Origin of the sequence: Phenylobacterium sp. 58.2.17 (genome assembly GCF_026411515.1) — a bacterium.
GTDB lineage: Bacteria > Pseudomonadota > Alphaproteobacteria > Caulobacterales > Caulobacteraceae > Phenylobacterium.
The window spans coordinates 100,090-111,855 of the sequence record NZ_JAPMTQ010000003.1; the positions used below are offsets into that span (position 1 = coordinate 100,090).

At 69.5% G+C, this 11,766-nt stretch carries 10 protein-coding genes; 6 read left to right on the top strand and 4 right to left on the bottom strand.

Translation table 11 applies throughout. The annotated features are described in order from the left end of the window. The first annotated feature begins 9 nt into the window (after positions 1 to 9). A complete protein-coding gene (locus OUA97_RS03585; RefSeq protein ID WP_267230442.1) occupies positions 10 to 381 on the top strand; it encodes a DUF1801 domain-containing protein in 372 nt (123 codons plus the stop codon). A 36-nt stretch (positions 382 to 417) separates the two neighbouring features. On the opposite strand, the gene OUA97_RS03590 is transcribed toward OUA97_RS03585, so the two are convergent. Further along, positions 418 to 1,905: a PAS domain-containing methyl-accepting chemotaxis protein gene (locus OUA97_RS03590; RefSeq protein WP_323690518.1), complete on the bottom strand. Its 1,488-nt coding sequence runs from the start codon at positions 1,903 to 1,905 to the stop codon at positions 418 to 420. Positions 1,906 to 2,189: 284 nt separating this feature from the next. Between OUA97_RS03590 and OUA97_RS03595 the strand changes: the two genes are divergently transcribed. Both OUA97_RS03595 and OUA97_RS03600 read left to right on the top strand, forming a co-directional pair. Next, on the top strand, positions 2,190 to 3,677 hold the full coding sequence (locus OUA97_RS03595) for a spinster family MFS transporter (RefSeq protein ID WP_267230443.1): 1,488 nt from the start codon (positions 2,190 to 2,192) through the stop codon (positions 3,675 to 3,677). Between the two features lie 11 nt (positions 3,678 to 3,688). After that, entirely contained in the window at positions 3,689 to 4,276 is a 588-nt protein-coding gene (locus OUA97_RS03600; protein ID WP_267230444.1) for a GNAT family N-acetyltransferase, read from the top strand. On the opposite strand, the gene OUA97_RS03605 is transcribed toward OUA97_RS03600, so the two are convergent. Continuing rightward, entirely contained in the window at positions 4,243 to 5,676 is a 1,434-nt protein-coding gene (locus tag OUA97_RS03605; protein WP_267230445.1) for a sulfatase-like hydrolase/transferase, read from the bottom strand. The genes OUA97_RS03600 and OUA97_RS03605 overlap by 34 nt on opposite strands. A gap of 81 nt (positions 5,677 to 5,757) precedes the next feature. Here OUA97_RS03605 and OUA97_RS03610 point away from each other — a divergent pair, with 81 nt between their 5' ends. The 3 genes from OUA97_RS03610 (at position 5,758) to OUA97_RS03620 (ending at position 9,257) form a co-directional block, all read left to right on the top strand. Continuing rightward, positions 5,758 to 6,450 carry a MarC family protein gene (locus tag OUA97_RS03610; RefSeq protein ID WP_267230446.1) on the top strand — a complete coding sequence of 231 codons (693 nt, stop codon included), beginning with the start codon at positions 5,758 to 5,760 and terminating at the stop codon, positions 6,448 to 6,450. 62 nt (positions 6,451 to 6,512) lie between these two features. Beyond that, complete coding sequence (gene purB / locus OUA97_RS03615) at positions 6,513 to 7,835, top strand: adenylosuccinate lyase (RefSeq protein ID WP_267230447.1); 1,323 nt, start codon at positions 6,513 to 6,515, stop codon at positions 7,833 to 7,835. A gap of 195 nt (positions 7,836 to 8,030) precedes the next feature. Continuing rightward, complete coding sequence (locus tag OUA97_RS03620; RefSeq protein WP_267230448.1) at positions 8,031 to 9,257, top strand: PLP-dependent aminotransferase family protein; 1,227 nt, start codon at positions 8,031 to 8,033, stop codon at positions 9,255 to 9,257. Between the two features lie 42 nt (positions 9,258 to 9,299). Here OUA97_RS03620 and OUA97_RS03625 read toward each other — a convergent pair whose 3' ends face one another. Both OUA97_RS03625 and OUA97_RS03630 read right to left on the bottom strand, forming a co-directional pair. After that, the gene (locus tag OUA97_RS03625; RefSeq protein ID WP_267230449.1) at positions 9,300 to 10,538 is read right to left on the bottom strand and encodes an acetyl-CoA C-acetyltransferase; all 1,239 of its coding nucleotides are present in this window, start codon (positions 10,536 to 10,538) and stop codon (positions 9,300 to 9,302) included. Between the two features lie 100 nt (positions 10,539 to 10,638). Then, complete coding sequence (locus OUA97_RS03630) at positions 10,639 to 11,649, bottom strand: calcium-binding protein (RefSeq protein ID WP_267230450.1); 1,011 nt, start codon at positions 11,647 to 11,649, stop codon at positions 10,639 to 10,641. Between the last annotated feature and the right edge of the window lie 117 nt (positions 11,650 to 11,766).

Here is an 11,766-nt window from a genome sequence, read left to right on the forward strand (position 1 = left end):
AGCCCCGACATGTCCGACAAGGTCGACGCCTACCTCGCCGCCCTGCCCGACTGGCAGGCCGCCGCCCTCCGAACGGTCCGCGCCGAGGCGCAGGCCGCCGGGCTCTCGGAAGACTTCAAGTGGGGTCACCCGATGTGGTCGTCCGCCGACGGCGCAGTCTGCCTGCTCAAGGGCTTCAAAACGCACATGAACCTCGGCTTCTGGCGCGGCGCCCAGATGACCGATCTCGACGCCCGGCTGACGCCCAGCGGCGGCTTCCAGATGGCGACCATCAAACTGACCGATCCGGTTGAACTCACCGCCGGCCAGATTCGCGGCCTGATCGAGGCGGCCGCCGCACTGAACACCCAGCACGGCGACCCGATGAAGGCCAAGGCCTGAACCCGGCGGCGGCCGCGCCGCCGCCGGACCTGCCCCCTAGAACTCCTCCCAGGTGTCGGCCGCAGCCTCCAGTTTGCGCGCCGTGGCTGCGCCGGAGGCCGCGATCCGCTGCGGAGCCTGGGCCGCGCGGCGCGGCTGGGCCAGCGGCGGCGTGGCGCGGGCGCCGCCCAGATCGAACTGCGCCATAGCCTGATCCAGGTCCGCCGCCTGTTGGGCCAGGGCGTGGCTGGCGGCGGTGGACTGCTCGACCATCGCCGCGTTCTGCTGGGTCATCTGGTCCATGTCGTTGATGGCGGTGTTGACTTGGCCCAGGCCGACGGCCTGTTCCTGCGCCGACGCCGCGATCTCGGTCACCAGATCGGTGATCTTGGCGACCTCGCCGACGATCCGCCGCAGCGCCTCACCGGTCTTGCCGACCAGGTCGACGCCCGAACTCACCTGAGCGGTGGAAGCGGTGATCAGCGTCTTGATCTCCTTGGCGGCCTCGGCAGATCGCTGGGCCAGGGCCCGAACTTCCGAGGCGACGACCGCAAAGCCGCGGCCGGCTTCCCCCGCGCGGGCGGCTTCAACCCCCGCGTTCAAGGCCAGCAGGTTGGTCTGGAAGGCGATCTCGTCGATCACCCCGACGATCTGGCTGATCTGGGTGGCCGAAGCCTCGATCTTGCCCATCGCCGAGATGGCGTCCGAGACCACGCCCCCCGACGCCTCGGCGTCACCGCGCGCGGCGTTCACGACCCCTTGCGCCTCCCGCGCCCCCTCGGCGGTCTTCTTGACCGTCGCGGTGATTTCGTCGAGCGCGGCGGCCGTCTCCTCAAGGTTGGCCGCCTGCCGCTCGGTCCGGCGCGACAGGTCGTCTGCGGCCGTGGTGATCTCCCCGGTCCCCGCCTGGATCGCTGCGGCCGCCGCCGACACGCCGTCCATAACCTCGTGCAGGCGCCCGATGGCGACGTTGAAGTCGGCCTGCAGGCGCGCGTACTCCTCGGGAAAATCCCCGTCGATGCGATAGCTCAGGTCGCCCTCGGCCAGCCGTGCCAGCGCCTTGGCCGTGGCCTCCACCGCGAACGCCTGCTGCTCGCGCGCAGCCGCCCGTTCGGCGTCCCGCTTCTGATGCTCCAGCTCGGTAGCGGTGATGTCGGTGGCGAACTTGATGACCTTGTAGAGCCGGCCCGACTTGTCGAACATCGGATTGTAGGTCGCCTGCAGCCAGATCTGGCGACCGCCCTTGGCGAGGCGAAGGAACTTGTCGGACAGGAACTCGCCGCGATTCAGGCCGCGCCAGAACTCGCGATACGCCTCGCTGGCCCCGTATTCGGGCGTGACGAACAGGCTGTGCTTGCGCCCCACCACCTCGCCGGGGGTGTAGCCCATCGCACTATAAAAATTGTCGTTGGCCTTGATGATCGTGCCGTCGAGTTCGAACTCGATGACGGCTTGAGACTTATGCACCGCGCCCATGATCGCCTCGAGCTCGGCGACCGCACTGGCCGCCGCCTCGTCGGCGGGCGTCCTTCTCCTGAACACCATGTCTCTGCTCCCCCGCAGTGCGGCGGCGAGGAGCCGCCTCACCCCATGAGGGTTGCGCCCACAGAGTAAATGAAACCGTAAGGCGATAGGACCAAATTTTACGTATTTTCCGTAACTTAGATCGCCATGCTGCATCGCTTTTGGGCAGGCGGGCGCCCCGCCCGGCCGCAGCGTCGACGCCCGACGCCCGGGTCCGGCCGCGCTGCGACTCATCGGCCCTTCCCCTCGGCCCCGGCTGCGGCCATGCTCGCGGCAACGAACAAGTCGGGGAGGGAACCACACTCATGGCCGCCACAGATGCGGGCGCCGCCGCGCCGCCGCGCCAACCGTTGTTCTCCGAGGGCTACAAGCAGTCCGTCCTCTGGCTGCTGGTCCTGGCCTACACCTTCAATTTCATCGACCGGACGATCATCTCGACGATCGGCCAGGCGATCAAAGTCGACCTGAAGCTGACCGACACCCAGCTCGGGCTGCTCGGCGGCCTGGCCTTCGCCCTGCTCTACACGACCCTCGGCATCCCGATCGCCCGCATCGCCGAGCGCCGCAGCAGGGTCAACATCATCACCATCGCCATCGTGGTCTGGTCCGCCTTCACCGCGCTCTGCGGCATGGCCACCAGCTTCCTGCAGCTGCTGCTGTTCCGGGTCGGCGTCGGCGTCGGCGAGGCCGGCCTCTCGCCCCCCGCCCACTCGCTGATCTCCGACTATTTCGAGCCCAAGAAGCGCGCCTCGGCCCTGTCGATCTACTCGTTCGGCATTCCGCTGGGCACCATGTTCGGCGCCGTCGCCGGCGGCTGGATCGCCCAGAACCTCGACTGGCGCATGGCCTTCATGATGGTCGGCCTGCCCGGCATCCTGGTCGCCATCCTGCTCAAGGTCTTCGTGAAGGAGCCGCCGCGCGGCTACTCCGACCGTCTGGTGGCCCAGCAAGCGGCCGACGCGCCGGTCTTGGAGGGCGACGAGACCGCCCCGCCGGTCCACGCCAAGCCGCCCTCGATCCTGGCCGTCGCCAAGCGGATCTTCGGCAAGTGGGGCTTCTTCCACATGGTGGCCGGCATCACGCTCGCCTCCTTCGCCGGCTACGGCACCGGCCAGTATTCGGCCCCCTACTTCATCCGCATGTTCGGCCTGGACCTCGCCACCGTCGGCCTGATCTTCGGGGTCATCGGCGGCGTCGCCGCCGGCATCGGCACCCTGCTCGGCGGCTTCCTCACCGACTACGCCGCCAGGAAATCGGGCCGCTGGTACGCTCTGGTGCCGGCCATCGGCCTGCTGATCGCCTGCCCGCTCTACATCCTCGTCTATACCCGCGACGACTGGAAACTGGCCGCCGGCCTGCTGCTGATCCCGGGCATCTTCCACTACACCTATCTCGGCCCGACCTTCGGGGTGATCCAGAACGCCGTCAGCCTGCGCATGCGCGCCACCGCCACGGCGCTGCTGTTCTTCGTGCTGAACCTGATCGCGCTCGGCTTCGGCCCGCCCTTCTGCGGCTGGGTGATCGACATGCTCAGCCAGGCCCAGTTCGCGGCCAAGGACCTCGGCCCGTTCTTCGACCTCTGCCCCGGCGGGGTCGGCAAGGAAGGCGCCGGCGCGGCCATCGACGCCGCCTGCAAGGCGGCAGTCGCGCAAGGCACCCGCGAGGGCATCGTCTGGAACCTCCTGATCTACGGCTGGGCCGGCCTGCACTACCTGCTGGCCGCCATCACCCTGCCCCGCGACATGGCCGACGCGCTCGCCAAGACCGAGGCCGAAGCCGCGGCCGGCGCCTGATGGACGGCCAGATGCAGCACGCCGGCCGGCTGCTCGGGCTTCCCGAGCGGCTGAGCGACGACGTGATCCTGCTCGACGGCCACGTCCTCGCCGACGCCGAGGCCCACCTGGCCGGCGAGGACGCCGAGATGCTGCTGCGATTCGAGGCGCCGCACGCCGCCACCCTCGACCAGACCCGCGCGGCCATCGGGCGCTGGATCGCGGCGCGCTCGGCCGGCGGCCCGATGTTCGCCTACGCCGTGCGCAACGCGGCGGGCGAACTGGTCGGGGGCTGCGAGCTGCGCCTGGCCGCCCCCGACAGCGCCGACGTCTCCTACTGGGTGTTCCCGGCCTTTCGCGGCCAAGGCTACGCCCGCCGGGCGCTGACCCTGCTCTGCCAGGCCGCCGCCAAGCTGGACGAGGTCTGCTGGGCCGAGGCCCATATCGACGCCGACAATCTCGCCTCGCGCCGGGCCGCCGAGCGCGCCGGCTTCGTCGAGACGGGCGTCGTCCACCATAGGGGCCCGTCCGGCGCGCTCGTCCCGCGCGTGCTCTACACCCTGGCCCTCAAGCCCGAGCTGGCCCGCTACTCGGGCCAGCGGCCGACGCCGCCGTCCTGAACCAGCAGCCCGGTCAGGGTGCGATCGGCGTGCTGGGCGCGCCAGGCCAGCATCGCCTGGGCCTGCGCCAGCACCCGCCCCGGCTCGGTCGCCTGGGTGCGCCAGCTCGGATCAGCCCCCAGGTCGAAGCACAGCCAGTCACCGTCGGCGAATTGCACATAGGCCTCGGTCTCGGTTCGCCGCACCGCCAGGCTCTGGCGCTCCAGCCGCCTGTCCCAAGGCCAGACGTGCGGCCCGCGCGGAATATTCCCGAACCGCCAGTCGAACTCCCAGTGCGCCGCCTGCCGCCACCAGGGCGGATCGCCGCCTTCGAGGAACGGCGTCAGCGGCAGCCCGTCGCACTGGGCCGGGACCGCGATCCCCATCGCCTCGCACAGGGTCGGCAGCACGTCGACGTTCTCGGTGAAGCGTTCGACGACGGAGCCGTGCGCCTGCGGCAGGCGCGGATCGCGCACGATCCCCAGCACGTGGTAGCTGGCCTCGAAGTAGCCGGCCTTCTGGACCAGCCCCTGGTCGCCCAGCTGCTCGCCATGGTCGGCGGTGACCAGGATGAAGGTGTCGTCCCATTGGCCGGCCGCCTCCAGCGCCGCCCAGACCCGCCCGAGCTGGTGGTCGACCTCGCTGACCATGCCGAAGTACTGGGCCTGCAGCCTGGCCATCTCGACCCGGTCGCTCGGCGCGGACAGTCCTGACTTCAGCAGCCCGTCGTGCAGCCGGTGCCGCGCCTCGGCCGCCGGGACCGGCGGCGGGACCTCGGCCGGATCGTACAGCGAGGCGAACGCCCCTGCCGCGGCGTAGGGCGGATGCGGGCGCAGCTGCGAGAGATGGGCGAACCAGGGCCGGTCCTGACGCCCCAGCCAATTGAGGAAGACGTTGGTATGGAACGCCGACAGGCTGTGCTCTGCCGGCCGGTCCGGCTCGCCAGCCAGCGCCCCGTCGCTATCGTCAGGAACCTGGTGGCCCAGGTCCCTTAACCAGCCGATCCAGGCGCTCGGGTCGTGAGTCGTGAAGTCCAGCCCGACCTCGAAACCGGGCAGCACCCCCTCATAGGTGAAGAGGCGTGGATCCTTGCGGTCATTGACGTCGCGGGGGTCGACCGCCTGATCGGTGTAGCCGAACAGGGTCGGGGCGTATCCGGCGCGAGCGGCGGCTTTCGCCACGTTGTCGAGCCTGCGATCCAATGGCGTCCCGTTGGCGACCACCCGGTGATTGAGCTGGTAGGTCCCGGTGTAGAGGCTCGCCCGCCCTGGCCCGCAGGGCGCGGCCTGGCTGTAGTGCCGCGCCAGCCGCACCCCTTGCTGGGCCAAGCGGTCCAGGTTCGGCGTGCGCACGATCGGATGGCCGGCGCACGACAGGCAGTCGGCGCGGAACTGGTCGAGGGTGATGAAGAGGATGTTCACGCCCGCCACACTGGACGCTGTGCGCCTTCAGGGGAAGCGGCCTAGCCTCCCGCCCACGCTTGCGCTTACCCTCGCGCCCGCATGACTCTCACCGACCTCAGCCCGCTTCCACTGACCACCGTCGTCGGCGCCTTCCTCCTGGCGTTCCCGGCCCTGTTCTCGATCGTCAATCCGGTGGGGGCCGCGATCACCTTTCACCAGGTCACCGAGGGGCGCACCGACCGCCACGAGCTGGCCTGGCGCATCGCCTTCAACGCCTTGCTGATCCTGCTGGGGTCGCTGCTGCTGGGCGGCTACATCCTGAACTTCTTCGGGGTCAGCCTGGGCGCGTTGCGGGTCGCCGGCGGGCTGGTCGTCGCCATCCGCGCCTGGCAGCTCCTGATGCAGCCCGAGGCCCAGGAAAACCGCAAGGCCAACGCCGCGGCCTCGGCCGAACAGCAGGTGCAGGAAGACGTCGCCTTCTTCCCGCTGACCATGCCCTTCACCACCGGCCCTGGCGCGATCTCGGTGGCCATCGCGCTGGCCTCGCAACGGCCGGCCGACGGCCACGGCGTGCTCTCGTTCTTCGCCGGCGTCAGCATCGCCGCAGTGCTGGTCGCCCTGCTGGTCGGGGTCTCCTATCGCTGGTCCAGCAAGGTGCTGTCGCTGCTGGGCGCGTCGGGCGCCCGGGTGATGTCGCGGCTGGTGGCCTTCCTGCTGCTCTGCGTCGGCGTCCAGATCATCTCCAGCGGTCTGGAGAGCCTGGTCACGTCGTACCTCAAGGCCGCGACTTAGGGGCTCCGAACATTGCGATTCCGGCCTCGGGGGGCTAACACGCGCCCCGAAGGAGCCCCGCCATGATCCCCCGTTACGCCCGCCCGGAAGCCGCCGCCATCTGGGACCCGCAGACGCGGTTCAAGATCATGTTCGAGATCGAGGCCCACGCCGCCGACAAGATGGCCGAGCTGGGCGTGATCCCGAAGCAGGCCGCCGAGACCATCTGGGCCAAGGGCCGCGACGCGGTGTTCGACGTCGAGCGCATCGACGCCATCGAGCGCGAAGTGAAGCACGACGTCATCGCCTTCCTGACCCACGTCACCGAGATCGTCGGCCCCGAGGCCCGCTTCCTGCACCAGGGCATGACCTCGTCGGACGTCAACGACACCGCCCTGGCCGTCCAGCTCAGCCGCGCCACCGACCTGCTGATCGATGACGTCGACCTGGTCCTGGCCGCCCTGCAGAAGCGCGCCTTCGAGCACAAGCTGACCCCGACCGTCGGCCGCAGCCACGGCATTCACGCCGAGCCGACCACCTTCGGCCTCAAGCTGGCCGGCCACTACGCCGAGTTCCAGCGCGCCAAGGAACGCCTGGCCATGGCCAAGTTCGAGATCGCCACCTGCGCGATCTCCGGCGCCGTCGGCACCTTCGCCAACGTGTCGCCGGAAGTCGAAGCCCACGTGGCCGAGAAGATGGGCCTGGCCGTCGAGCCGGTCTCCACCCAGGTGATCCCGCGCGATCGCCACGCCGCCTATTTCGCGGCGCTCGGCGTCGTCGCCAGCTCCATCGAGCGCCTGGCGGTCGAGATCCGCCACCTGCAGCGCACCGAAGTGCTTGAAGCCGAAGAGTTTTTCGACGTCGGCCAAAAGGGCTCGTCGGCCATGCCGCACAAGCGCAATCCGATCCTCACCGAGAACCTGACGGGCCTCGCCCGCCTGGTCCGCTCGGCCGTGGTCCCCGCCATGGAGAACGTCGCCCTCTGGCACGAGCGCGACATCAGCCACTCGTCGGTCGAGCGCGGCATCGCCCCGGACACCACCATCCACCTCGACTTCGCCCTGCGCCGCCTGGCCAACGTCGTCGACCGCCTGCTGATCTATCCGCAGAACATGCTGAAGAACCTCGACCGCCTGGGCGGCCTGGTCCACTCCCAGCGCGTGCTGCTGGCCCTGACCCAGAAGGACATCAGCCGCGAGGGCGCCTACGCCGCGGTCCAGCGCAACGCCATGAAGGTGTGGCGGGGCGAAGGGAACTTCCTCGACTTCCTCAAGGCCGACCCGGAAGTGATCCTGTCCGACGAAGAGCTCTCCGAGCTGTTCGACAACGGCTACCACTTCAAGAACGTCGACGTGGTCTTCGCTCGCGTGTTCGGCGAAGACGCCATGAAGGCCGCGGCGGAATAGTTCCGTCGCGCGCCAAGTCAGGCTAGAGATCAGTCATGATCACCACCGCACGTGGTCGGCGGCGCTTCTGGCTCCGCCGCACCCAGGGTCCGACCTGCAGCGTATGACGCTCCTGATCTGATCAGGCGACGCTGCGCGCCCGCGCCGCGTCAATGGACGGCCTTGCGCCGTCGGCGACATTTTCGAGATCCCATCATGACCGACCACTCCACCGCCTGGGCGCAGCGCTTCAGCGAGCGCATGTCCCGCGTCCGCGCCAACGAGATTCGCGAGCTGCTCAAGCTGCTCGACCAGCCCGACATCCTTTCCTTCGCCGGCGGCATTCCCGACCCCGGCCTGTTCCCGTCCGAGCGCATCCAGGCGAGCTACCAGGCGGTCCTGTCCGACCCGGAGCTGTCCCAGCAGGCGCTGCAGTACTCGGTCAGCGAGGGTTATCTACCGCTGCGCGAATGGCTGGCCGAGCGCATGGCCGCGCACGGCGTCGCCTGCGGGCCCGAGAACATCATGCTGACCGCCGGCTCGCAGCAGGCGCTCGACTTGCTCGGCAAGCTGTTCCTGAGCCGCGGCGACACCGTGGTCGTCGCCCGCCCGACCTATCTGGGCGCTCTGCAGGCCTTCACCGCCTATGAGCCGTCCTATCTCGACCTGCCCGACGGGGCCCTGGACGGCGGCTGCGACGCCCAGGCCTTGATGGCCGGACGGGCGCCGAAGCCGCTCGGCTATTTCGTGCCCGACTACGCCAACCCGACCGGCGAGAGCCTGAGCACCGCCCAGCGCCAGGCGCTGCTGGAGCTGGCCGACGCCGCCGACATGACGCTGATCGAGGACGCCGCCTATCGCGAGCTGCGCTTCGCCGGCGAGGCCCTGCCCAGCCTCCTGGCGCTGGACATCGCCCGCTCCGGTTCGATCGAGCAGGCCCGCACGCTTTACTGCGGCACCTTCTCCAAGACCATTTCGCCGGCCCTGCGGCTGGGCTGGGTCTGCGGCCCCAAGGCGGTCATCGAGAAGCTGGTCCTGCTCAAGCAGGGCAGCGACCTGCATGTGTCGACTATCAACCAGATGGTCGGCTGGCGCACCGTCACCGAGGACTACGAGCAGCACCTCTCGCGCCTGCGCAACGCCTACGGCGCCAAGGCTCAGGCGACGCTGGACGCGCTGGCCCGCCACATGCCGCAAGGCGTGTCCTGGTCCAAGCCGCAGGGCGGCATGTTCGTCTGGCTGCGCCTGCCGGAGGGAATCGACGGCAAGGACCTGCTGGCCCGCGCCATCGCCGAGGAGCGCGTCGCCTTCGTGCCGGGCGCGCCGTTCTTCGCCGAAACGGCGGCCGACAACACCATCCGGCTCAGCTACTCGCTGCCGACCGCGGCGGAGATCGACGACGGCGTGGCGCGCCTGGCGCGGTTGATCGCCCGCCAAGGCTGACGGCGTGCGGCTCCCCCGCGCGGGGGAGCCTTCGTTCGCCGTCTAGACCCGCTCGACGATGATCGCCGGGGCCATGCCGCCGGCGGCGCACATGGTCACCAGCCCGCGCTTGAGGTCGCGGCGCTCCAGTTCGTCGAGGACGGTGCCGATCAGGATGGAGCCGGTGGCGCCGATCGGATGGCCGAGCGCCATGGCGCCGCCGTTCACATTGACCTTCTCGCGGTCCAGCTTCAGGTCGCGGATGAACTTCTCGGCCACCACCGCGAAGGCTTCGTTGATCTCGAAGAGGTCGATGTCGTCGATGGTCAGGCCGGCCTTGGCCAGCACCTTCTGCGCGGCCGGCACCGGGGCGTTGAGCATCAGGGTGGGGCTGTCGCCCATATTGGCCATGGCGACCACGCGGCCGCGAGCCTTCAGGCCGTTCTTGGCCGCATAGGCCGGCGAGGCCAGCAGCACCGCCGCCGCCCCGTCGACCACCCCCGACGAGTTGCCGGCATGGTGCATGTGGGTGATCTTCAGGTCCGGATAGACCTGGCGGATCAGGTCGCCATAGGTGGTGCCCTTGTCGTCGATCGGCACATTGGCGATCATTTCGAACGAGGCCTTCAGCCCGGACAGGCCCTCGAGCGTGGTCTGAGGGCGCGGGAACTCCTCGCGGTCGAGCGCCAGCGAGCCGTCCTCGCGATAGACCGGCACCAACGACTTGTCGAAGCGGCCTTCCTTGATCGCCACGTCGGCCCGCTGCTGGCTCAACAGCGCCAGTTCGTCCAGCGCCCGGCGGTCGATGCCTTCCATCGTGGCGATGGCGTCGGCGCAGACGCCCTGCTGGCTCTGCGGGTGGCGCGCGCGCAGGCGCAGGTTGCCGCCATCCATCATCGGCGGCGTCGACGGATCGCCCGTCGAGGAGGTGTAGGACATCATCTCGGTGCCGCCGGCGATCACCAGGTCTTCCATGCCCGACATGATCTGCGCCGCCGCCAGGTTCACCGTGGTGATGCCCGAACCGCAGAACCGGTCGAGCGTCATGCCGCTGGCCTTGACGTCATAGCCGGCGTCGAGCGCGGCCATCCGGCCGAGGTCGCCGCCCTGCTTGCCGCGCTGGCTGGAGGTGCCCCAGATGATGTCGTCGACTTCGCCGGTCTTCAGGTTGTTGCGCTCGGCCAGGGCCTTCAGCACCGTCGCGGCCAGGTGCTGCGGGTGAAAGTCGGCCAGCGCGCCTTTGCCGACCTTGCCGATGCCGCGCGGGGTGCGGCAGGCGTCGATGATCAGGGCCTCGGGCATGATGTGTTCCTTCCTGGTGCCTCCGGCGCGCGCCGGATCGTTTGGCGGACACTCGCCCACCCGCCGCCACGTCAGTCCAGCGCAAATGCGCCGCTCCAGGTCAGGCGGAAAATATCCATCCCGCCGGCAGCGTCGACAACTGCACCCCGACCAGGATCACCACGTCCGGCCCGCCCAGATTGACCAGGACGTCGGCCCCGACCTGACTGACCGTATAGGGCGCGCCGCCCTCGACCCGGACGCGGTCGCCCTCGCCCGCGTTGAAGTCCAGAACCTGATCGATGCCTGCGCCGACGAAGGTGTTGAAGATGTCGGCCCCGCTCCCGCCGGCGACCGTGTCGGTGCCGCGGTCGCCGCTGACGAAGTCATCGCCGTCCTCGCCGCTCAGGACGTCGCTGCCTTGCCCCCCGCGCAGGGTGTCGGCGCCCTCGCCCCCGAAGCCAGTGTCGTCGCCGATGTTGCCGTAGACCTGGTCGGCCCCCTGGTCGCCATAGAGCCGGTCGCCGTCCTGGCCGCCGACCACCCAGTCGTCGCCCTCCCGGCCGCGGATGGTGTCGGCGCCGACATTGCCGTTGATATCGTCGAACCGGATCCCGCCGACGATCGAGTCGTCGCCCGCGTCGCCACGCAAATAGCTGTCGCCCGGCCCGTGGTTGGTCCCGCTGACGACGACATCGTTCCCCGCCCCGCCGTAGATGGTGTCGTAGCCGCCGCCGCCGTCGATGGTGTCGTCGCCGTCGTGACCGCGCAGCACGTCATCGAACGAGGCGCCGAGGAGGCTGTCGTCCCCGTTCAGGATGATCCGGAACGCGGTCGGCATCTCGCCGTCCGCCGCCAGGCCGACGATCCGCGTCGCCGAGGCAGAGAACCCCGAGACGTCGAAGTGCAGGTAGCCGGACAAATTCTCCTGGATGTGGTTGAGCTCGCCGCCCGCCAACCGCCCGGCGCCGTCGAAGCTGAAGTTCCCGAACAACGCGACCCGATCCCCGATCGCGCCGTCGGCATAGATCCGCCCGGTATTGGCCAGGGTGATCACGCCGCCGAAAAGCACATTGAGATTAATGGCGTCCATGTTCACGCCAAACCTGGCGCCGGCCTTCAGTAACGCCATCACCCTACTCCCGTCGGTTTCCCCTGCCATGACGGGCTCGCCCCAAACGTGCGTCAATGGCCAACGCGTGCAACGGGCGCGGTGTTAAGACGAATTAGGAAACCGCGCCCTCCCGGC